This window comes from Komagataeibacter europaeus, assembly GCF_002173515.1.
Lineage (GTDB): Bacteria > Pseudomonadota > Alphaproteobacteria > Acetobacterales > Acetobacteraceae > Komagataeibacter > Komagataeibacter europaeus.
In genome coordinates, this window is record NZ_CP021467.1 from 2,970,276 (window position 1) to 2,991,633 (window position 21,358).

A 21,358-nucleotide genomic window follows, 5' to 3' on the forward strand; every position below is an offset into this window, starting at 1 on the left:
CGCCCGCGCCGGATAAATGAATGAAGTTTCGTAAGAAGAAATCCGGCAACCGGCTCATGTCCCGTCCCGAGGAAGGCAAGAATCCTTCCCGTGGCGTCTTCACCCGTCGTGCGCTCGTGCTCATGGCGGCGCAGGGCGCCGTGCTGGGGGCATTGGGGGAACGCCTGTACGGGCTTCAGGTTCTCAACGGCAGCCATTATGCGAAGCTTGCGGAAAACAACCGCCTGAGCAAACGCTTCTTCGCGCCGCCCCGTGGGCGGATCACCGACCGTTTCGGCATTTCGGTCGCATCCAACCGTATCAACTGGCGCGCGCTTCTGCTGGCGGAAGAAACCACCGACATTGCCGGGACGCTGGAACGTTTTGGCCAGCTTGTGCCGCTGGAACCGCGTGACCTGACGCGTATCGAACACGAACTGAAGCACAAGCGGCGGTTCATCCCGATCATGCTGCGCGATTTCCTATCATGGGATGACATGGCGCGGCTGGAACTGAACATGCCCTCGCTGCCGGGCGTGCTGATCGATGTGGGCACGACGCGCGTCTATCCCTTTGGCCCGCTGCTGGCGCATGTGGTGGGCTACGTTGCCCCGCCCGCGGAAAAGGACGTGGTGCATAATGCCGAACTGGCGCTGCCGGGCATGCGTGTCGGCCGGTCGGGAATCGAGCAGACGCAGGATGGCAACCTGCGCGGGCAGGTTGGCTCGGTCGAGATGGAGGTCAACGCCGTTGGCCGCGTCATGGCCGAACTGGACCGTGATGAAGGCCTGGCGGGCGACGAGATCGCGCTGACCATCGACAGTGGTTTGCAGCAGCAGGTGCTTGGGCGTATCGCCGACCAGTCGGCCAGTGCGGTGGTGATGGACTGCCGCAATGGCGAAGTGCTGGCCATGGTCAGCAACCCCTCCTTTGACCCGTCGCTGTTCGATAGTGGCGTAAGCCAGGCACAGTGGATCGAATGGACCAACAACAGCCAGACCCCGCTGATCAACAAGGCGGTGTCGGGACTGTATCCCCCCGGTTCCACCTTCAAGCCCGCCGTGGCCATGGCGGCGCTGCGCGCGGGCACGCTGTCGCCATCCGACCGGATTTCCTGCCCCGGTTACATTGATGTGGGCGGCACGCGCTTCCACTGCTGGTCGCGCTATGGGCACGGGTCGATCAACCTGCGCCAGGGGCTCAAGTATTCCTGCGACGTCTTCTTTTACGAAGTCGCGCGCCGCACCGGCATGGACGCGATCGCCGCCACGTCCGAACTGTTCGGGCTGGGGGCGAAACTGCCTGAAATCGAACTGCCCCATGTGCGGCAGGGCCTGATCCCCACGCCGACGTGGCGGCGCAAGCATGGGCACCACTGGAATGGCGGCGATACCATTGTCAGTGGCATCGGGCAGGGATTCGTGCAGGTGACGCCGCTGCAACTGGCGACCTATGCGTCGCGCATCGCCACGGGGCGTGATGTGCAGCCGCACCTGATCCGTTCCATAGCAGGCCGCACGGCGGTACTGACCGACCTTGGCCATGCATCGGGCATGGACATGCCGGACCAGTTTTTCCAGGACATCCGCGCGGGCATGTTCGCCGTGGTGAATGAGGAAGGTGGCACGGCCCCCAAGGCCCGGCTGGACATTCCGGGCGTACAGATGGCGGGCAAGACCGGGTCGGCGCAGGTGCGCCGCGTCTCGCGCGCGATGCGTGAAAGCGGGCACTTCAATTCCGCCAACCTGCCGTGGGAATACCGGCCGCATGCCCTGTTCATCTGCTATGCCCCGTATGACGCGCCGCGTTACGCCACGGCGGTGGTGATCGAGCATGGCAATGCGGGTGCGGATGTCGCCGCCCCCCTTGCGCGTGATATCATGACCGATACCCTGCGCCGCGATCCGGTCAACCACCGTGAACCGCCGGGGCAGGAAGTGGCACAGGCCGAGGTGGACTGACCCACCCGCAAGTAGCCCTGTCCGGGGCTACGCCATTGCCGTGCCTGTTGTGGAGAATGGAATGAAATTCCAGAAGCGCCTGCTGCGCGCCGAACCCAATTTCCAGATCCTGACCAAGCTGTGGCAGGTCAACTGGCTGTATGTACTGCTGATCTGCGCGCTGGCGGTGGTGGGGTATGGGGCGCTGTATTCCGCGGGTGGTGGCACGTCGCGGCCATTCGCGGGGCCGCAGTCCATCCGCTTCTGCTTTGGCGTGGTCATGATGCTGGGCATTTCCCTGATGAGCCCGAGCATACTGGTACGCATGGCGTGGCCGCTTTACATCTTCTCGCTCATCCTGCTTGTCGCCGTGCTGCGCATGGGCCATGTGGGCAAGGGAGCGGAGCGATGGCTCATGCTGGGGGGGCTGCAGGTGCAGCCGTCGGAACTGGCCAAGATCGCCCTCGTCCTCATGCTGGCGGCATGGTTTCACAAGATCAGCTACCGCCGCATGGGCAATCCGCTGTTTCTGGTGCCGCCCGCCCTGATGGTGCTTGTGCCGGTCGCCCTTGTACTCAAGGAACCCAACCTTGGCACCGCTGTCATCATCGGCACGGTGGGGGCCAGCATGTTCTTTGCCGCGGGCATGCGGCTGTGGCAGATCGCGCTGCTGATCCTGCCCATGCCGTTCCTGGCCAAGATTGCCTATGGTCACCTGCATGATTACCAGAAGGCGCGGGTCACGACCTTCCTGCATCCCGAAAGTGACCCGCTGGGGGCGGGCTACAACATTATCCAGTCCAAGATCGCGCTGGGATCGGGTGGCATGTGGGGGCAGGGTTACCTGCACGGCACGCAGGGGCAACTGAACTTCCTGCCTGAAAAGCAGACTGATTTCATCTTCACCATGATTGCCGAGGAATGGGGATATGTCGGCGGCATTACCGTCATTGGCATGCTGCTGCTGCTGGTTTTTGGCGGCATGCTGATTGCCATGCGCAGCCGTAACCAGTTCGGGCGGTTGCTGGGGCTGGGTATTTCGGTCAACTTTTTCCTGTACTGCGCGGTCAACCTGTCGATGGTGATGGGGGCGATCCCGGTGGGGGGCGTGCCGCTGCCGCTGATTTCCTATGGCGGGTCGGCCATGCTGATGGTCATGTTCGGTTTCGGGCTGCTCATGTCCGCATGGGTGCATCGCAATGACACCTTTGGCGAAACGGTGGAGAACAGGGACTGATGGCGGGCATTGTCCCGCCCACGGCGGCCGTTCAGCGTGCCTATCGGCTGAGTACCTATCATGCGCATGGCCTGCCGGTTATCCGTATCGGCCAGCCGCCGCGCTGGCGGGGCAGGGTGCCGGAAGGCGACATTGTGCTGCTGGGTGCGTGCAACCCCGGTGGTCGGCGGTATATGGATGGCTGGAACCGGCGGATGATGCGCGCACTGGCGCGGCGTCTGCATGGCGTGCCGCATGTATTGGGAGAGGGACGGCTGGGCCAGTGGGCCGAACCGCTTTATGCGGTGCAGGTACCGCTGGCGCGCGGGTTGCGGCTGGCCCGGCTGTTCCGGCAGAATGCCGTGGTCGTGCTGCATGGCAGGCGACCCGCGCGGCTGGTATATCTGGCGTAAGGAAAGAAGGTTCTGGTCGCGCTTTTTTCAAAAAGCTTCAAAAGAATGCCGCCTTTTTGAAAAAAGGCGGCACCCAAGAAATTTTTGTCAGCAGGTTATTCAGCCTTCGATCTGGCTGAAATCAGCAATCAGCACCGTCATGCGGCACAGTTCCGACAGCAGGCGCAGGCGGTTGGCGCGCACGGCGGGATCGGTGTCGTTCACCGTGACCTTGTCAAAGAACTGGTCAAGGGTCGGGCGCAGGGCTGCCACGTCACGCATCGCGTCCGCGTAGCGTTCCTGTGCGATGGCCTGCTCGACAGCCGGGATGGTCGTGTGCAACTGCCCGGCCAGCGCCTTTTCCTCTGGCTGGGTGTACAGCGCCGGATTGGGCGTGCCCTCATGCGGGCCATCCTTGCGGTCCTCGATGCGCAGGATGTTGGCCGCGCGTTTGGTCGCTGCCAGCATGTTGCGCCCGTCCCCGGTCTCCAGCATGTCGGCAATGGCCTTTGCGCGCGCCAGCAGGCGCACGATGTCCGTATCCGTATTGCCAACCGATACGGCGGCCAGGATGTCATGCCGCGCACCTTCGCTGCGTAGCTGCACGCGCAGGCGGTCGGCCACGAATTCCGGCAGCACGTCAAGGTCGGGGGCAAGGCGCAGGGATTCAGGCAGACCCTGTGCCGCTTCCCAGAACACCCTGGCCAGATCCAGCCGCAGCCCGTTTTCACGGATGATGCGGATGACCCCCAGTGCTGCGCGCCGCAGGGCATACGGGTCGCCCGACCCACCCGGCTTTTCGCCCACGGCGAAGAAGGCGACCAGCATGTCGATCTTGTCCGCCAGCGCGACCGTGACCGCAACCGGGGCATGGGGCACGTCGTCCTGCGGGCCACGGGGCATGTAATGCGCGCCAATGGCGTCGGCCACCGCATCCGCTTCCCCGTCATGACGGGCGTAATAGGCCCCCATGATGCCCTGCAGTTCCGGAAATTCTCCCACCATGCCGGTGGTCAGGTCCGCCTTGCACAGCAGGGCCGCGCGTTCGGCCTGTGCCTTGTCCGCACCCGTCAGCGCGGCCAGAAGCCCGGCAAGGCGGACAATGCGCTGCACGCGTGCGCCCTGGCTGCCAAGGGCGGCATGGAACACGATCTGGTCCAGCGCGGGCACGCGGCTTTCCAGCGTGCGGGCGCGGTCAAGGTCCCAGAAATGGCGGGCATCGGCAAAACGCGCGCGCAGCACGCGTTCGTTGCCCGCAATGGTCAGCGCACCGCCATCACGCGGCAGCAGGTTGGCCACGAAGGCAAAGCGGGGGGCAGCCGAGCCATCGGCGTTGCGCAGCGCGAAATAACGCTGGTTCACGCGCATGGATACCTGCATCACCTCAGGCGGCAGGGTCATGAATTCGTCGTCGATCTGGCCAAGGAATGGCACCGGCCATTCGGTCAGGCCGGCGACTTCATCAATCAGGCCGGGATCGGCCACGACGCTCAGCCCTTCCTCGGCGGCAAGGCTGGCCACACCTTCGGCAATGGTGGTGCGACGTGCTGCGGCATCGGGTTCGACCTGATGGGCACGCAGGCCGTCCAGCCATTCCTTCGTGCTGCTGACGGCAAAGGCGCCGGGGGCGGTGAAGCGGTGGCCTTCGGTCAGGTTGCCAGACTTCAGGCCGTGGCCGTTATCATCGCCTTCCGCCAGCGTGAAGTCCACGACCGCGCCATCAAGGATGCACACGATCCGGCGCAGCGGGCGCACCCATGTAAAGGCGCTGCCAACACCCCAGCGCATGGATTTGGGCCACGGGAAGCGGCGCAGCAGGCCGGGCAGGACGTTGGCCACCTGCCGGGCTGCCGGGATGGGCGCGATCTCACGGTGCAGCACCCAGAAGCCGTTTTCCGTCACCAGCGCGTCACGTTCCACCCCATGCTTGCGCATGAAGCCGGCCAGCGCCTTGTCCGGGGCGCTTTCACGCGGGCCGCGTTCATTCACCGTGCCACCGGGCACCGTTGCATCGACCGTCAGCGACAGCGCGATGCGGCGGGGACCGGCAAAGGCCGCAGCATCACGCGGGTTGAGGGGGCCGAGCGCCTCGCACACCAGGCGTTCGAGGTCGGCCGCCGCGCGTGTCTGCATGCGGGCGGGGATTTCCTCGGAAAAGAGTTCGATAAGAAGTTCGGGCATGATCTCTTATTCCTCGCCCGCCAGCCACGCTTCGCAGCAGCGTTTGGCCAGCGCGCGTACGCGGCCGATATAGGATGCACGCTCGCTGACGCTGATCACGCCGCGTGCATCGAGCAGGTTGAACAGGTGGCTGGCCTTCAGGCACTGGTCATAGGCGGGCTGGGCCAGGCCGGCTTCGGCCAGGGCGGTGGATTCGCGCTCGGCGTCGATGAAGTGACGGTGCAGCATCGCCACATCCGCCACCTCGAAGTTGTGGCGGGAATAATCCTGCTCCGCGCGCAGGAACACGTCGCCATATTTCAGGCCCTGCCCGTTGAAATCGAGGTCGTAGACATTCTCGATTCCCTGCACGTACATCGCCAGCCGTTCCAGCCCGTAGGTCAGTTCGGTCGAAGGCATGACGGTGGGAATGCCGCCAACCTGCTGGAAATAGGTGAACTGCGTCACCTCCATCCCGTCGCACCAGACTTCCCATCCAAGGCCCCATGCGCCGATGGTGGGGTTTTCCCAGTCATCTTCCACAAAGCGGATGTCATGTTCCAGCGGGTCGATGCCGATGGCGCGGTAGCTGTCCAGCAGCAGTTTCTGGCTGTCTTCCGGCGTGGGCTTGAGCAGTACCTGATATTGGTAATAGTGCTGCAGCCGATTCGGGTTTTCGCCATAGCGGCCATCGGACGGACGGCGGCAGGGCTGGACATAGGCCGCCTTCCACGGTTTCGGGCCCAGCGCGCGCAGCGTGGTGTGCGGCGACAGCGTGCCAGCGCCCACTTCGGTGTCGTAGGGCTGGAGGATGGCGCAGCCCTGATCGGACCAGAACTGGTGCAGTTTCAGGATCAGCCCCTGAAACGACAGCGGGCGGGAAGATGTGGGTGATCGGGGCACAGGGGCCGGGTCCATGAACAAGATGCTCCGCAAAACGGGGACAGGTATGCACCATCTGGCGCAAAATCGCCGAACAGCATACCGTTATGCGGCCCAGACCGGAAGGTAGGGCGTGCCCTGAGCCGGGATCGGCCCTGCATGGCAGGATCCGCCCTTGCTTATTGCGCCCGCACGAACCACATCGGCAGGGGAGCGGTATCCCCAGCCCAAGGCAGGACAGACAGGATGAATGACCAGGAACGCCAACTGATCACACAGTTTTTTGCCCGCGTCGGGGGCAATGCCCCCGGCAGCGTGCCCCAGACGGCAAACGCCCTTCCGCCGATCGACCCGCAGGCCGACCAGTATATCGGGGAGATGTTCCAGAAATATCCTGAAGCGCGCTATCGCATCACCCAGACCGCCGTGGTGCAGGAAGCCGCCCTGGCGGAGGCGCAGAACCAGATCCGCCAGCTTCAGTGGCAGGTGCAGCAGGCGCAGCAGCAGATCCAGCAGCTGCAGCAGCAGGTCCAGTCCCGGCCCGCATCGGGTGGCGGCGGGTTCCTCAGCGGCATGTTCGGTGGTGGCCAGCAGCGTGCGCAGCAGGCCGCACCCCCGCCGGGCTGGGGTGGGAGCGCGCCTTCCGCCCCGCCGCCGCAGCCGGTCTATCCGCCGGGCATGCAGCCGGGCATGTTCCCCTCGCGTGGGTCGGGCTTCCTCGGCTCGGCCCTGACGACGGCGGCGGGTGTCGCCGGTGGCATGATGATGGGCAATGCGCTGACGGGCCTGTTCAGCGGGCACCATGACGCGGGTGGATTTGCCAGCGGTATGCCGCAGCCGGGCGGCGAGACGATCATCAACAACAACTATGGTGACAGCACGGCTGGCACCGGTGGTGCCGATCCGTTCGCCGGTGGTGGCACCAGCGCCGATTCCGGCTTTGACGCCGGTGGCGGCAGTGATGGTGGATTCGATGGCGGCGGTTTCGACGCGGGCGATGACAACAGCTTCTGACCGGCCCCATGGTGCGGCAGGAAGGGGGCATCCATTATGGGTGCCCCTTTTTTCAGGTCGTGTTTCCTGAAGCTTCTTGAAAAAGCGTCACCAGACTCTTTCATTTTCATCAGTGATTTGTTCCCGAATCGCATCTGGGCAAAGGGGGAGGGACGGCATGACGCAGCGGGAATTCATGCTCGACCTGCCGCCTTCTCCTGTGCCGAAGCATGAGGCGCTTGATCCGGGGGCCGCCGTGCTGCGTGGCCATGCCGCCATGCAGGCGGCTGACATGCTGGCGGGTATAAGGCGGATTGCGCGGCTTTCCCCCTTCCGGCGCATGACGACGGCGGGCGGTGGCACGATGTCGGTTGCCATGACCTGCTGCGGGGCGGCTGGCTGGTGCAGTGACGCGCGTGGCCACCGTTATGAACCCCACGATCCCCTGACCGGCCAGCCCTGGCCCGCGTTGCCGCCTGCCTGGCGGGCATGGGCCAGCGACGCCGCGCGGCTGGCGGGACATGACGGTTTCGTACCCGATACCTGCCTGATCAACGGATATCGCCCGGGCGCGCGCATGGGGCTGCATCAGGATGATGATGAACGGACGGATGCGCCGGTTGTGTCCGTCTCCTTCGGCCTGCCCGCCATGTTCCAGTGGGGCGGGTTGCAGCGGACGGACCCTGTCAGGCGCATTCCCCTGCTGCATGGGGATGTCGTGGTATGGGGTGGCCCGTCACGGCTGGTGTTCCATGGTATCGCCGCGTTGCGGGCGGGCCAGCATCCGGTGACGGGGCCGTGCCGTTACAACCTGACCTTCCGGCGGGTCTGGCAAGGCAGCAGCGTTTAAAAGGGTTCAGAAAGAATGCCGCCTTTTTGAAAAAAGGCGGCACCCGGAAAACTTTTATTTTTATCAATGAGTTATGAGGAAATCAGGCTTTCAGGGCAGCTGCCTGCTTCGCGCGCGCCGTAATCGCCGCGACATCGGGCGTGCCCGCAGGTACCAGCCATGATCCACCCACGCACAGAACGGAGGGCAGGCCCAGCCAGTCCGCTGCCGTATCGGCCTTGATGCCGCCGGTGGGGCAGAAACGCGCTTGGCCAAACGGGGCGGACAGGGCCTTCAGCGCCGGGATGCCACCCGCAGCGACGGCGGGGAAGAACTTGAAATGCGTAAGCCCCAGGTCCAGCCCGCGCATGATGTCGCTGGCATTGGCCGTGCCGGGCAGCAGCGGGACTTCGCACGCATTCGCGGCATGGGCGACATTGGCGGTCAGGCCGGGACTGACGATAAAGCGGGCGCCCGCGTCAACCGAACTTTTCAGGTCATCGCCATTCAGCACGGTGCCAGCGCCCACCACGGCGCCTTCTACCTTGGCCATCTCGGCAATGACGTCCAGCGCGCATTCGGTGCGCAGCGTTACTTCCAGCGCACGCAGGCCACCGGCCACAAGGGCCTCGGCCACCGGGCGGGCATGGGCGGGATCGTGAATGACCAGCACCGGAATAACCGGGGCAAGGGTCATGATGTCTTCAATGCGGGCCATGTCGGCTTCCCTTTTTCACAACGGTTCGCGGCGCGTGCGCCGGGGTTCAGGCGTCTTCTTGTGCCGCCATGTGGTCCATGGAGGCAAGGATGGCCGACGCCCCCTGTTCCGGCATGTCCACATTTGCGCGCATGAGCGCGAACAGTTCACGCCCCGTGCCAAACTGCGGCGCGGGCGGGCGCGACGGCGTGCGGTTTGCCAGTTCCGTGGCCGACACCAGCGTATCGATCTGACCCGTCCGCGCGCACACGCGCACCATGTCGCCATCGCGCAGCAGCGACAGCGGGCCGCCGACATAGGCTTCGGGACCGATGTGGATGGCGGCGGGCACCTTGCCGCTTGCGCCCGACATGCGGCCATCGGTCACCAGCGCCACCTTGTGCCCACGATCCTGCAGCACCGCCAGTGTCGGCGTCAGCTTGTGCAGTTCGGGCATGCCATTGGCGGCGGGGCCCTGGAAGCGCACGACGACAACCACGTCCCGGTCCAGCTTTCCATCACGGAAGGCCGTCAGCACGTCTTCCTGATGGTCGAACACGGCGGCCGGGGCTTCGATCGTCCAGCGTTCGGGGGCGACGGAACTGGTCTTGTAAATGCCGCGGCCCAGATTGCCGTCCATGACCTTTATGCCGCCATCGGCGCGAAAGGGGTTGGCGGGCGCGCGCAGGATGGTGTCGTCGGTGGAGGGGCCCGCCTCTTCCCATGTCAGCGCATCGTCCTTCATGCAGGGTTTCCTGCGGTATTCGGCAAAGCCGCCACGGGCCACGGTCATGATGTCGGGGTGCAGCAGCCCGGCATCCAGCAGGGAGCCGATCAGGCTGGGCATGCCGCCCACCGCATGGAAGGCGTTCACGTCCGCCGATCCGTTGGGATAGACGCGGGTCAGTTGCGGCACGACGGAGGAAAGCTGGTCCAGATCGTCCCAGTCGATCACGATGCCCGCCGCCCGCGCCATGGCGGGCAGGTGAATGGCAAGGTTGGTCGATCCGCCCGTGGCCAGCAGCCCGACGGCGGCATTGACGATGGCGCGTTCATCCACGCACTGGCCCAGCGGGCGATAGTCCCCGCCGCGTGCGCCGATTTCGCTCAGCCGGTGGATGGCGGCCCGCGTCAGTTCCTGCCGCAGTTTCGTATTGGGCGGCACGAAGGAGGAACCGGGCAGGTGCAGCCCCATCACTTCCATCAGCATCTGGTTGGTGTTGGCCGTGCCATAGAACGTGCAGGTGCCCGCCGCATGATAGGAATCGGATTCCGCATCCATCAGGCGTTCCTTGTCCACCTTGCCTTCGGCGTAAAGCTGGCGGATGCGCTGCTTTTCGCTGTTGGGCAGGCCCGATGGCATTGGCCCCGACGGGATCAGGATGGTGGGCAGATGGCCAAAGCGCAGCGCGCCGATCAGCAGGCCGGGCACGATCTTGTCACAGATGCCCAGCATGGCGACGCCTTCGTACATGCCATGGCTCAGCCCCACCGCCGTGGACATGGCGATCACGTCGCGGCTGAACAGGGAGATTTCCATCCCCGGCTGCCCCTGCGTCACGCCATCGCACATGGCGGGCGTTGCCCCCGCGACCTGCGCCGTGCCGCCCACTTCGCGCGCGAACAGCTTGATCTGGTCGGGATAGCGGCCATAGGGCTGATGGGCGGACAGCATGTCGTTGTACGACGTGATGATCCCGATATTCATGCCGCGTGCCGATCGCAGCCCCGTCTTGTCATCGCCCGATGCCGCGATGGCGTGCGCAAGGTTGCCGCAGGCCAGGCGGGGGCGGCTTATGCCGTTTTCACGCTCACGCGCGATCAGGTCCAGGTAGGCGCTGCGGCTACGGGCCGAACGGGAAATGACCCGTTCGGTCACGGCGGTCAGGACGGGGTGCAGGGTCATGGGCTCTCACAGACATTGATAGACCTGCCCCGAAAGCAGGGTGGGCAGGTTCGCCATCCATTGCACCGGCAACGACAGCGGGTTTAAAAGCGGCCGGAATGTGCGAATATCCTGTGACCGCACGGCGAATGGTGATTTATTTGAAAAAATAAGCGCAAATCAAGACATAAAATTATAAAAACAATCAAAAACAGATAACTTAATTATTAAATCGAACATCCATATGTCCATGGGCGCGCATGATCGCCCCACCGCTCCCGCCCTGATGGGGCGGGGACAGGCGACGGTTTCCCCCGATGCCAGAGGGAGGATGGCCCATGAAATATTATGTTCTGGTAAACCGGGCCATGAACCCGGCCGCTTCGCATCGCGGTGCGCGAACGGGTCCGGCAACGGGTTCGGACGCCCGGAAAGGACGCGTGGCCCGAAGGGGACGGTCTGCATGGCATTGGAAAAGGGAAGACAGGAATGGTGAGCCGGGTGGGGTTCGAACCCACGACCATTCGATTAAAAGTCGAATGCTCTACCGACTGAGCTACCGGCTCACATCATCTGTATGAAGGGGCTGGCCATGGTCGGAAACCGTGGCGTTACACCTTGGGCAGGTCTCTAAACATCCCCGGCGGGGGTGTCAACCTGTGCGTGACCGCATAAGGCCCGCAAAAAAACAGGCCGGGACACCATGGACCCGCGTGAAACGGGCCACCCGTGTCCCGGCCACTGGCCGGATAGCCCGCATCCTGTGGGGGCCGTCCGGTCAGGCAGGATAATCAGGCTTCGGCGTCGGCCGGGCGCATCTTGATGATGCGGTCGGGATCCTGGACCATGCCGCTCTGGCCCGCGCCACGCTTGACCTTGTCAATGTGGTCCATGCCTTCGATTACCTGGCCCACGATGGTGTACTGGCCATCAAGGTGCGGGGAGGGTTCGAACATGATGAAGAACTGGCTGTTCGCGCTGTCGGGGTTCATGGTGCGGGCCATGCCGACCGTGCCGCGTTCGAACTTGGCCTTGTTGGTGAATTCGGCCTTCAGGTCCGGCAGTTTGCTGCCTGACGTGCCGGTGCCCGTCGGGTCGCCGCCCTGCGCCATGAAGCCGTGGATCACGCGGTGGAAGGGCGTGTTGTCATAAAACCCTTCCGCCGACAGCGTACGGATGCGTTCGGCGGCCAGCGGGGCAAGGTCGGGACGCAGGCGGATCACCACCCGTCCTGTCTTGAGATCCATGTTGATCAGGTCGGACTTGTTTTCTGTAGCAGACATCGTGATCCGTTTCGTAAAGTGAAGGGTGGGAGGAACGGGACCAGACAGGCGGCCCCGGTCCATCAGCCACGCAGGCGGCCGAGGATGTGCCTGCGGGTAAAGGGCGGGACAAAACCGGAAATGTCCCCATCCAGCCGGGCGATTTCCTTGATCAGCCGGGAGGAGATGTACTGGTGCCCCTCCCGCGCCATCAGGAACAGCGCGTCAATGTCCGGTGCCATATGCTGGTTCATACCAAACATCTGGTTCTCGTATTCGAAATCCGCAACCGCCCGCAGCCCGCGAATGATTGCATGCGCCCCATGCGTACGCGCGGCATGCACCACCAGCCCGGTAAAACCGACCACGGTGATGGGAATGGCGCGCCCGGCATTCAGCGGTTCGATATCGGTGCGCAGGCACAAAAGCCGTTCCTCCAGCGGGAGGAGGGGATGCTTGTCCCGGTTTTCCGCAACCCCGATCACCAGCCGGTCAACCAGGGCTGCCGCACGTTCGATGATATCCATGTGCCCGCTGGTCACGGGATCGAACGTGCCGGGATAGAACCCCGTGCGGATGGTCGTGGCCTCAGTCATCCTGCCCTGCGTCGCGGGTGGGGGTGTCATCGGTGGGTTCGGTCACGTCGCCTTCACCGTCCTCGCCTTCCTCCCCGTCATCCATGACCGGGAAGACGCTGGTGACTTCTTCCGTGTCATTCAGGCGGAACAGGGTCACGCCACTGGCCTGACGCGACATGATGCGCACCTGGTTGATGGGCAGGCGGATCAGTCGGCCCGCATCGGTCACCAGCATGATGTCCGTGCCCGCCAGCACCGGCAGCGTCGCCACCACGGCGTTGCCACGCTTGTTGGCGGAGAAGGTCATGTTGTTGATGCCCTGCCCGCCACGTCCGCTGACACGGTAGTCATAGGCCGAGGACCGGCGGCCAAAGCCCGCGTTGCTGACGATCAGCAGCACTTCCTCCGCCGCCTCCAGTTCGGCAAAGCGTTCCGGCGTCAGGGGCAGGTCATCGGCCGGGATTTCGGCGTCATCGGCAGGCGTGACCTCATCCGCCTCCTCGCCTTCCATGGCGGCTTCGGCCCGGCGGCGGGCATTGGCCATGCGCAGGTAGGCGGCGCGTTCCTCCACCGTGGCCTCGACGTGGTTGAGCACGCACAGGCTGTTCACGCTGTCGCCTTCGGCCAGCCTGATGCCGCGCACGCCCGAACTGCCGCGCCCTGCGAACACGCGCAGCGTGTCATCGGTGATCTGGAAGCGGATGCAGCGCGCGTTGCGGGTGCCCAGGAACACGTCCTGACCCTCGCGGCAGGTGGCGACGCCGATCAGGCGGTCATCCTCATCCAGCTTCATGGCGATCAGGCCCGATGAGCGGATGTTGCGGAAATCGCTCAGCCGGTTACGCCGCACGCTGCCCGATGCGGTTGCAAAGACAAGGTGCAGGTTTTCCCACAGTTCCTCATCCTGCGGCAGCGGCAGGACGGCGGTGATCGTGTCGCTGCCAAGGTCGGGCAGCAGGTTGACCAGCGCGCGGCCCTTGGCGGTCGGGCTGGCTTCAGGCAGGCGCCAGACCTTTTCCCGATACGCTTTCCCGCCCGAGGAGAAGAACAGCACCCACTGGTGCGTATGCGCGTTGAACGAACGGACGATGATGTCATCGCCCCGCCGTCCCGCCGCCGTCCGGCCACGTCCACCGCGGTTCTGGGCGCGGAAGACATCCAGCGGCGTGCGCTTGATGAAGCCTTCGCGCGTGATGGTGACGACCATCTGCCCCGGTTCGATCAGGCTTTCATCGGTCTGGTCGCCGGCGTAATCGGCAATGTCGGTGGCGCGTGGCGTGGCCAGTTCGGCGCGGATGGTGGCCAGTTCGTTGCGCATGACCTCCATGCGGCGCGGGCGGCTGGCGATGATGTCCAGCAGGTCGTTGATCTTGACCGCCACTTCGGACAGTTCCTGCTGGATCTTGTCGCGTTCCAGCCCGGTCAGGCGCTGCAGGCGCAGTTCCAGTATGCCGCGCGCCTGTGCTTCCGTCAGGTGGACCTTGCCATCGATGATGACATTGCCCTCGTCATGGATCAGTTCCAGCAGCGGCGCGACATCGGCCGCATCCCATGCGCGCGCCATAAGGGCGGCACGGGCGGATGCCGTGTCGGGGGCGGCGCGGATCAGCGCGATCACCGCGTCGATATTGGCGACCGCGATGACAAGGCCGACCAGCAGGTGGCCACGGTCACGCGCCTTGTTCAGGTCAAAGCGCGCGCGGCGCAGGATCACGTCCTCGCGGAAGCGGATGAACGCTTCCAGCACGTCCTTCAGGCCCATGAGCCGCGGCTGGCCGCCATCAAGGGCCAGCATGTTCACGCCAAACGAGGTCTGGAGCTGCGTGAAGCGGTAGAGCTGGTTCAGCACCACCTCCGGCGTCGCCTCGCGCTTGATCTCGATGACGATGCGCATGCCCGAACGGTCGCTTTCGTCACGGATGTCGGAAATGCCCTCGACCTGCTTGGTGCGCACTAGGTCGGCGATGCGTTCCTGCAGCGTGGCCTTGTTCACCTGGTACGGGATCTCGGTCACGATGATCGCGCGGCGGTCCTTGCGGATTTCCTCGATCTCGGCCTTCGCACGGATGATGACCGACCCGCGCCCCGTCTCGAACGCGCTGCGGATGCCCGCGCGGCCAAGGATGGTGCCCCCGGTGGGGAAGTCCGGGCCCGGCACGTATTCCAGAAGGTCATCCAGCGTCATGTCTGGCCGCGCGATCAGCGCCAGGGTCGCGTCAATGATTTCGCTGGGGTTGTGCGGCGGGATGTTGGTCGCCATGCCCACCGCGATGCCGGATGCGCCGTTGACCAGCAGGTTGGGGAAGGCGGCGGGCAGGATCTTGGGTTCCTGCTCGCTTTCGTCATAGTTGGGCTGGAAATCGACGGTATCGCGGTCGATGTCATCCAGCAGGAAGGACGCGGCCTTGGCCAGGCGTGCTTCGGTATAACGCATGGCGGCGGGCGAATCCCCGTCCACCGACCCGAAATTGCCCTGCCCGTCGATCAGCTTCACCCGCATCGACCACGACTGCGCCATGCGCACCATGGCGTCATAGATCGAGGAGTCGCCATGTGGGTGGTATTTACCCATCACGTCACCGACCGCGCGGGCCGATTTGCGATAGGGCTTGTCGTGGGTGAACCCGCTTTCGCGCATGGAATACAGGATGCGGCGATGCACCGGCTTCAGCCCGTCGCGCACGTCCGGCAGGGCGCGGCTGACAATGACGGACATCGCGTAGGCGAGGTAGGAGGAGCGCATTTCCTCCTCGATCGTAACCGGCAGCATGTCGGACGGGGGCAGGGGATCGTCGGGTATCTCGGTCAAGGCAGTTCCGTCATGTCAGGGTTATCCGCCCCCATGGTCGTGGTGGCCATGGGGGTGGAACGGAAGGCAAGGCTATGGCCGGGGCGCGGCCACCATGTCCCTGCGTGTGTATAGCATGTCCTGTCCCCCGGCGCGAAGCGCCACGCGGGGGATAAGTGCGGGCCTAGAACGGGATTTCGTCGTCCAGGTCGCTGCCGCCGGCGGGCGCGTCCCAGCCGCCGCCACCGCCGCCGCCCGTGGCGGGGCGTTCGTTACGCTGGGGCTGCTGGCGCGCGGGCGCACTGTAGCCGCCGCCACCGCCGCCATAACCGCCGCCCATGTCATCGCCACCCCCGGCGTCACCGCCGCGGTTGCTGTCCAGCAGCACGAGGTCGCCACGGAAACGGTCCACCACCACCTCGGTGGTGTAGCGGTCCTGGCCGCTCTGGTCGGTCCATTTGCGGGTCTGGAGCGAACCTTCCAGATAGACCTTGCGGCCCTTGCGCAGGAAACGCTCGGCCACGTCGCCAATGCGTTCGTTGAAGATGACGACACGGTGCCATTCCGTCCGCTCGCGCCGCTCACCCGACGCGCGGTCATTCCATGTGTCGCTTGTGGCCAATGTCAGCGAGACGATCTTCGCCCCGCTCTGGCTGGTGCGGACTTCTGGGTCCTTGCCCAGGTTGCCGACCAGAATGACCTTGTTGACGCTGCCCGCCATATGCTGTCCTGCTGCAGTTCGAGTATGGGAACCGGCAGTGGGCCTGCCCCCTGCCGGATGCCGCCACGGGCCACCGGATGGCGGTCGTGGCGAATAGATGCGGCGATCCTACCGGATACGACTTTGAATTGCGAGTGCGCGAAGGAGATCGCTATCGTGCCGCAGTCTGGCCTGCGCGCATGCAGGCCGGTGCATTGCCGCCCTTGTCGTAATGGACCGTCGGGACCAGATATGGGATGGCCCAAGATGGCGGCCGGTATCCGCTTTCCCGCACGGGAACGGAACAGGGAGAGTTCATGAGCGTTTCTTCGCGTCCGGAACAGGTTCCGGCGGCACAGCATGTCAGCCCGCAATCCATCCGTGTACGCGGGGCACGGGCACATAACCTGAAAAATGTCGATATCGACATACCCCGTGACGCGCTGACGGTCATGACCGGGCTGTCGGGGTCCGGCAAGTCGTCGCTGGCGTTTGACACCATCTATGCCGAAGGGCAACGGCGGTACGTGGAAAGCCTGTCGGCCTACGCGCGGCAGTTCCTGGAACTCATGGGCAAGCCGGATGTCGATTCGATCGAGGGGCTGTCGCCCGCGATTTCCATCGAACAGAAGACGACATCGAAGAATCCCCGCTCCACCGTCGGCACCGTGACGGAAGTGCATGATTACATGCGCCTTTTGTGGGCGCGTGCGGGCGTGCCGTATTCGCCCGCTACCGGCCTGCCGATCGAGGCGCAGACGATCAGCCAGATGGTCGATCGCGTCATGGCCATGCCAGAGGGCACGCGCCTCATGCTGCTGGCCCCGGTGCTGCGCGACCGCAAGGGCGAATGCAAGAAGGAACTGGCCGAACTGCAGCGCAAGGGCTTCACCCGTGTGAAGGTGGACGGCACGCTGTACACGATTGACGAGGTGCCCGAACTCAACCGCCGCCTGCGCCATACGGTCGAAGCGGTGGTGGACCGCATTGTGGTCAAGGAAGGCATCGAAAGCCGTCTGGCCGACAGTTTCGAGACCGCACTCGGCCTGTCCGACGGTCTGGTCTATGCGGAGGAGGTGGTGAAGACCCTGCCGGAAGGCGAGGAAGCCCCGCGCACGGTGTTCTCATCGCGCTTCGCCTGTCCCGTCAGCGGCTTCACGCTGGAGGAAGTCGAACCGCGCCTGTTCTCCTTCAACGCGCCGCAGGGCGCGTGCCCGGCGTGCGATGGCATCGGGCAGGAAACATTTTTCGACCCGCGCCTGATCGTGCCCGACGAATCGCTTTCGCTGGCTGCGGGCGCCATTGCGCCCTGGCGCAACAGCCAGAGCCCCTATTACACCCAGACGCTGGCCTCCATTGCCAAACATTATGGCGTGTCGATGGACACGCCGTGGGAAGACCTGCCCGAAGGCGTGCGCGACGTGATCCTGGAGGGTGGAAAAGACCCGATCGAATTCACGTATCGCGATGACCGTCGCGCCTACAGCCTGACCAAGCCGTTCGAGGGCGTGGTCAGGAACCTGCGCCGACGCATGGCGGAAACCGACAGCGTATGGGTGCGCGAGGAACTGTCGCGCTACCAGTCCGAAAAGCCATGCCATGTGTGTGATGGCGCACGCCTGCGGCCCGAAGCCCTGTCGGTCCGGGTGGCGGGGCTGAACATCGCGCAGGCATCCGACATGCCCATTCGCAAGGCGCTGGACTGGTTCGGCACGGTGGAGGCGACGCTGACGCCCCAGCGGGCCGAGATCGCGCACCGCATATTGCGTGAAATCCTCGATCGCCTGCGTTTTCTTGATGATGTGGGGCTGGACTACCTGACCCTGTCACGCGGATCGGCCACGCTGTCGGGCGGGGAAAGCCAGCGCATCCGGCTGGCCAGCCAGATCGGCTCGGGGCTTACGGGCGTGCTGTATGTGCTCGATGAACCGTCCATCGGGCTGCACCAGCGCGATAATGAACGCCTGCTGGGCACGCTGGACCGGCTCAAGAAACTGGGCAACACCCTGATCGTGGTCGAGCATGACGAGGACGCGATCCGCGCCGCCGACTGGCTGATCGACATGGGGCCGGGTGCTGGCGTGAATGGCGGCACGGTGGTTGCCGCCGGCACCCCGCAGGAGGTGGCCGAAAACCCCAACAGCCTGACGGGGGCGTATCTTTCGGGGCGCAAGTGCATTCCCGTGCCGGCAGAACGCCGGAAAATCGACCCGAAGCGGGAACTGGTGCTGCGTGGGGCGACGGGCAACAACCTCAAGGACGTGACGGCAAGGTTCCCGCTGGGCACCTTTACCTGTGTGACCGGGGTATCAGGTGGCGGCAAGTCCACGCTGGTGATCGACACGCTGTACAAGGCCCTGTCGCGCAGGCTTATGGGGTCAGGGCAGAATCCGGCGCCCTATACGGCCATCGACGGGCTGGACCAGCTCGACAAGATCATCGATATCGACCAGTCCCCCATCGGCCGCACGCCGCGTTCCAACCCGGCGACCTATACCGACCTGTTCGGTCCTATCCGCGACTGGTTCGCCGAACTGCCCGAAAGCAAGGCGCGGGGCTACAAGCCGGGCCGCTTCTCGTTCAACGTCAAGGGCGGGCGGTGCGAGGCCTGTCAGGGCGATGGGGTGCTGAAGATCGAGATGCACTTCCTGCCCGACGTGTTCGTCACCTGCGATACCTGCAAGGGCGCCCGCTACAACCGCGAGACACTGGACGTAAAGTTCCGGGGCAAGTCGATTGCCGACGTGCTGGCCATGTCGGTGGATGAAGCGTTGCCGTACTTCTCCGCCGTGCCGCGCATCCGTGACCGTCTGGCCATATTGCAGAAGGTGGGGCTGGGTTATGTCGCCCTGGGCCAGCAGGCGACCACCCTTTCGGGCGGTGAGGCGCAGCGCGTCAAGCTGTCCAAGGAACTGGCGCGCCGGGCCACGGGCCGCACGCTGTACATCCTTGATGAACCCACCACCGGCCTGCATACCGAGGACGTGCGCAAGCTGCTGGAGGTGCTGCACGCGCTGGTGGACCAGGGCAACACGGTCGTGGTGATCGAACATAACCTGGAGGTCATCAAGACCGCCGACTGGGTGATCGACATGGGGCCGGAGGGTGGTGATGGCGGTGGCCGGATCGTGGCCTGCGGCACGCCCGAACAGGTGGCGGCCAGCCGCGACAGCCATACGGGACGATTCCTGCGCCCGCTGCTGGAACACAGGCCGCTGGTGCCGGTTCCCGAACCGGACGGGAAGCCTGCGGGCAAGACAAAGGCGCGCGGCAAAAAAGCCACAGCGGCCAAGGCGCCCGATACCGTCAAAAAGAAAGGGAAACCGGCAAAAACCGGTCGTAAATCTGTAAAATAGACGTCTATTTTCGTGGGTGCTGATGGCCGGGCGGAAAAAAACTTTGGCGGGGGTGCGAAAAACACTTGCGCCACAAGGCCCGCAGGCCCTATCAGCGCCTCTCTTGGCCCAAGGGGGCAATCTTGCCCAACAGGCTGTCTACTGGTTTGGGGGTACGTGATGAACGCACTTGCTCAACTGGGGATGGTCTCGGAACACCCGAGCGATAACCAGATCTCTTCAGCGCCGTTTTCGTCCGAGGACGACCGGAAGGATTATTTCGTCGAGAAAGACGGAATGAAGTTTGCGGGAACGCACCTTCTTGTCGATCTTTGGGATGCCCGGAATCTTGATGATCCCGAGCAGATCGACCGTACCCTGTGCGAAGCCGCCGTGACGGCCGGGGCTACGATTTTGCACAGTCACTTCCATCACTTCACGCCCAATGGCGGCGTGTCGGGCGTGGTCGTGCTGGCGGAAAGCCATATCTCGATCCACACATGGCCCGAGCGGAATTTCGCCGCCGTGGATATTTTCATGTGCGGGGCATGCGATCCGCATCTTGCGATCCCGGTCATGCAGCGCCTGTTCCAGGCCGGCCGGATCGAAGTGGATGAGCAGCGCCGCGGGCGCGTGCAGCTTTAACCGGCTGCGGTCGGGGCCGGGTTTCCTCCGTGTCCCGATGTGACTTTCACGAAAAAACGGAAGTACCGGGCCGGATTGATTTCCGGCCCGTGCTTTTTCATGTGCATTGATTAGGACGGAAAGGGGGATCGCAATGTCCCGTGAGTGGATCAGCGAAGGCCTGTACGAAGGCTGGCGGCAGGAACTGCGTGTGGACCGGATGCTGGCGCGCAAAAAAAGCGCGTTCCAGGATATCGCCGTGTTCGAGAACGTCGATCTTGGCCGTGTGCTGATGCTTGATGGCGTGGTCCAGATCACGGAACGCGATGAATTCGTCTATCAGGAAATGCTGACCCACGTGCCGCTGCTGGAACATGGCGATGCGAAGCGCGTGCTGATCATTGGCGCGGGCGATGGCGGCGTGCTGCGCCGCGTGCTGGAACACGGCACCGTGGAAAAGGCCGTGATGGTCGAGATCGATGGCGACGTGATCGCGCTGTCCAAGGAATTCCTGCCCTCCATCGCGGGGAATGCATGGAATGACCCGCGCGCCGAGGTGATCGTGGGCGACGGAATCGAATACGTGACCAATGCGGCGGACGGGTCGTTTGATGTCATCATCGTGGACAGCACCGACCCGATCGGTGTGGGCGAAGTGCTGTTTACCGATTCGTTCTACAAACACTGCGCACGCATCCTGACGGCCAACGGCATTATCGTGAACCAGTGCGGCGTGCCGTTCATGCAGGCGGATGAACTGCGTGACACCAGCGCACGGCGGGCACAGTTCTTTGATCATGTGTCGGCCTATGTCGCGGCGGTTCCCACCTATGTCGGCGGGTTCATGACGCTGGGTGTCGCGGCCAAGGGCAGCGTGCCGGGTCGCCAGCCGGTCGATGTGATCCGCGCGCGTGCGCAGAAGGCCGGTATCAGGGGCACGCGGTACTGGACGCCTGAAATGCACGTCGCATCCTTCACCCTGCCGCCCTATATCGCGCAGAACCTGCCGCGCTGACGCTGTGGTGCGGGTAAAATGAAAAAAGGCCGGAGGGCATGTCCCCCCGGCCTTTTTTGTTTTGTTGCGGCGTCAGGCCGGTC

General features: G+C 64.3%; 16 protein-coding genes and 1 tRNA gene. 8 read left to right on the forward strand and 9 right to left on the reverse strand.

Features of this window, described 5'->3' with window-relative positions:
- Nucleotides 1-20: 20 nt before the first annotated feature.
- The 3 genes from mrdA (at nucleotide 21) to S101446_RS13720 (ending at nucleotide 3,548) form a co-directional block, all read left to right on the forward strand.
- Complete coding sequence (mrdA, locus tag S101446_RS13710; RefSeq protein ID WP_019085106.1) at nucleotides 21-1,940, forward strand: penicillin-binding protein 2; 1,920 nt, start codon at nucleotides 21-23, stop codon at nucleotides 1,938-1,940.
- Between the two features lie 61 nt (nucleotides 1,941-2,001).
- The gene (rodA, locus tag S101446_RS13715; RefSeq protein WP_010507190.1) at nucleotides 2,002-3,156 is read left to right on the forward strand and encodes a rod shape-determining protein RodA; all 1,155 of its coding nucleotides are present in this window, start codon (nucleotides 2,002-2,004) and stop codon (nucleotides 3,154-3,156) included.
- The gene (locus S101446_RS13720; RefSeq protein ID WP_087608589.1) at nucleotides 3,156-3,548 is read left to right on the forward strand and encodes a DUF3293 domain-containing protein; all 393 of its coding nucleotides are present in this window, start codon (nucleotides 3,156-3,158) and stop codon (nucleotides 3,546-3,548) included. Before rodA ends, S101446_RS13720 begins: the two co-directional genes overlap by 1 nt.
- Nucleotides 3,549-3,647: 99 nt before the next feature.
- On the opposite strand, the gene glyS is transcribed toward S101446_RS13720, so the two are convergent.
- Both glyS and S101446_RS13730 read right to left on the reverse strand, forming a co-directional pair.
- The gene (gene glyS, locus S101446_RS13725) at nucleotides 3,648-5,708 is read right to left on the reverse strand and encodes a glycine--tRNA ligase subunit beta (protein ID WP_087608590.1); all 2,061 of its coding nucleotides are present in this window, start codon (nucleotides 5,706-5,708) and stop codon (nucleotides 3,648-3,650) included.
- Nucleotides 5,709-5,714: 6 nt separating this feature from the next.
- Entirely contained in the window at nucleotides 5,715-6,605 is an 891-nt protein-coding gene (locus S101446_RS13730) for a glycine--tRNA ligase subunit alpha (protein WP_087608591.1), read from the reverse strand.
- A 210-nt stretch (nucleotides 6,606-6,815) separates the two neighbouring features.
- Here S101446_RS13730 and S101446_RS13735 point away from each other — a divergent pair, with 210 nt between their 5' ends.
- Together S101446_RS13735 and alkB are read left to right on the forward strand one after the other, a co-directional pair.
- A complete protein-coding gene (locus tag S101446_RS13735) occupies nucleotides 6,816-7,583 on the forward strand; it encodes a DUF2076 domain-containing protein (RefSeq protein WP_087608592.1) in 768 nt (255 codons plus the stop codon).
- A gap of 157 nt (nucleotides 7,584-7,740) precedes the next feature.
- On the forward strand, nucleotides 7,741-8,412 hold the full coding sequence (gene alkB / locus S101446_RS13740; protein WP_087608593.1) for a DNA oxidative demethylase AlkB: 672 nt from the start codon (nucleotides 7,741-7,743) through the stop codon (nucleotides 8,410-8,412).
- 82 nt (nucleotides 8,413-8,494) lie between these two features.
- On the opposite strand, the gene eda is transcribed toward alkB, so the two are convergent.
- From eda to ssb, 7 genes are all read right to left on the reverse strand, one after another.
- Nucleotides 8,495-9,109, reverse strand: coding sequence for a bifunctional 4-hydroxy-2-oxoglutarate aldolase/2-dehydro-3-deoxy-phosphogluconate aldolase (eda, locus tag S101446_RS13745; RefSeq protein WP_010507182.1), 615 nt, complete (start codon nucleotides 9,107-9,109; stop codon nucleotides 8,495-8,497).
- A 46-nt stretch (nucleotides 9,110-9,155) separates the two neighbouring features.
- Complete coding sequence (gene edd / locus S101446_RS13750) at nucleotides 9,156-10,994, reverse strand: phosphogluconate dehydratase (RefSeq protein ID WP_087608594.1); 1,839 nt, start codon at nucleotides 10,992-10,994, stop codon at nucleotides 9,156-9,158.
- A gap of 469 nt (nucleotides 10,995-11,463) precedes the next feature.
- Nucleotides 11,464-11,539, reverse strand: a tRNA-Lys gene (locus tag S101446_RS13755).
- A gap of 225 nt (nucleotides 11,540-11,764) precedes the next feature.
- Nucleotides 11,765-12,256, reverse strand: a complete 492-nt coding sequence (locus S101446_RS13760) for a peptidylprolyl isomerase (protein ID WP_010507175.1) — start codon at nucleotides 12,254-12,256, stop codon at nucleotides 11,765-11,767.
- A 62-nt stretch (nucleotides 12,257-12,318) separates the two neighbouring features.
- Nucleotides 12,319-12,831 carry a pantetheine-phosphate adenylyltransferase gene (gene coaD / locus S101446_RS13765; RefSeq protein ID WP_010507173.1) on the reverse strand — a complete coding sequence of 171 codons (513 nt, stop codon included), beginning with the start codon at nucleotides 12,829-12,831 and terminating at the stop codon, nucleotides 12,319-12,321.
- On the reverse strand, nucleotides 12,824-15,622 hold the full coding sequence (gyrA, locus tag S101446_RS13770) for a DNA gyrase subunit A (protein ID WP_019085882.1): 2,799 nt from the start codon (nucleotides 15,620-15,622) through the stop codon (nucleotides 12,824-12,826). The genes coaD and gyrA overlap by 8 nt, the downstream gene beginning before the upstream one ends.
- Nucleotides 15,623-15,785: 163 nt before the next feature.
- Complete coding sequence (ssb, locus tag S101446_RS13775; protein ID WP_087608595.1) at nucleotides 15,786-16,322, reverse strand: single-stranded DNA-binding protein; 537 nt, start codon at nucleotides 16,320-16,322, stop codon at nucleotides 15,786-15,788.
- Nucleotides 16,323-16,618: 296 nt separating this feature from the next.
- Here ssb and uvrA point away from each other — a divergent pair, with 296 nt between their 5' ends.
- From uvrA to speE, 3 genes are all read left to right on the forward strand, one after another.
- Complete coding sequence (gene uvrA / locus S101446_RS13780) at nucleotides 16,619-19,657, forward strand: excinuclease ABC subunit UvrA (protein WP_087608596.1); 3,039 nt, start codon at nucleotides 16,619-16,621, stop codon at nucleotides 19,655-19,657.
- 159 nt (nucleotides 19,658-19,816) lie between these two features.
- Nucleotides 19,817-20,281, forward strand: coding sequence for an adenosylmethionine decarboxylase (gene speD / locus S101446_RS13785; protein WP_025437442.1), 465 nt, complete (start codon nucleotides 19,817-19,819; stop codon nucleotides 20,279-20,281).
- A 133-nt stretch (nucleotides 20,282-20,414) separates the two neighbouring features.
- Nucleotides 20,415-21,275, forward strand: a complete 861-nt coding sequence (gene speE, locus S101446_RS13790; protein WP_010507160.1) for a polyamine aminopropyltransferase — start codon at nucleotides 20,415-20,417, stop codon at nucleotides 21,273-21,275.
- Nucleotides 21,276-21,358 lie beyond the last annotated feature (83 nt).

Coding starts and splice junctions, on each gene's coding strand:
- mrdA (WP_019085106.1), top strand. CDS start 21: ATGAAGTTTCGTAAGAAGAAATCCGGCAACCGGCTCATGTCCCGTCCC.
- rodA (WP_010507190.1), top strand. CDS start 2,002: ATGAAATTCCAGAAGCGCCTGCTGCGCGCCGAACCCAATTTCCAGATC.
- S101446_RS13720 (WP_087608589.1), top strand. CDS start 3,156: ATGGCGGGCATTGTCCCGCCCACGGCGGCCGTTCAGCGTGCCTATCGG.
- glyS (WP_087608590.1), bottom strand. CDS start 5,708: ATGCCCGAACTTCTTATCGAACTCTTTTCCGAGGAAATCCCCGCCCGC.
- S101446_RS13730 (WP_087608591.1), bottom strand. CDS start 6,605: ATGGACCCGGCCCCTGTGCCCCGATCACCCACATCTTCCCGCCCGCTG.
- S101446_RS13735 (WP_087608592.1), top strand. CDS start 6,816: ATGAATGACCAGGAACGCCAACTGATCACACAGTTTTTTGCCCGCGTC.
- alkB (WP_087608593.1), top strand. CDS start 7,741: ATGACGCAGCGGGAATTCATGCTCGACCTGCCGCCTTCTCCTGTGCCG.
- eda (WP_010507182.1), bottom strand. CDS start 9,109: ATGGCCCGCATTGAAGACATCATGACCCTTGCCCCGGTTATTCCGGTG.
- edd (WP_087608594.1), bottom strand. CDS start 10,994: ATGACCCTGCACCCCGTCCTGACCGCCGTGACCGAACGGGTCATTTCC.
- S101446_RS13760 (WP_010507175.1), bottom strand. CDS start 12,256: ATGTCTGCTACAGAAAACAAGTCCGACCTGATCAACATGGATCTCAAG.
- coaD (WP_010507173.1), bottom strand. CDS start 12,831: ATGACTGAGGCCACGACCATCCGCACGGGGTTCTATCCCGGCACGTTC.
- ssb (WP_087608595.1), bottom strand. CDS start 16,322: ATGGCGGGCAGCGTCAACAAGGTCATTCTGGTCGGCAACCTGGGCAAG.
- uvrA (WP_087608596.1), top strand. CDS start 16,619: ATGAGCGTTTCTTCGCGTCCGGAACAGGTTCCGGCGGCACAGCATGTC.
- speD (WP_025437442.1), top strand. CDS start 19,817: ATGAACGCACTTGCTCAACTGGGGATGGTCTCGGAACACCCGAGCGAT.
- speE (WP_010507160.1), top strand. CDS start 20,415: ATGTCCCGTGAGTGGATCAGCGAAGGCCTGTACGAAGGCTGGCGGCAG.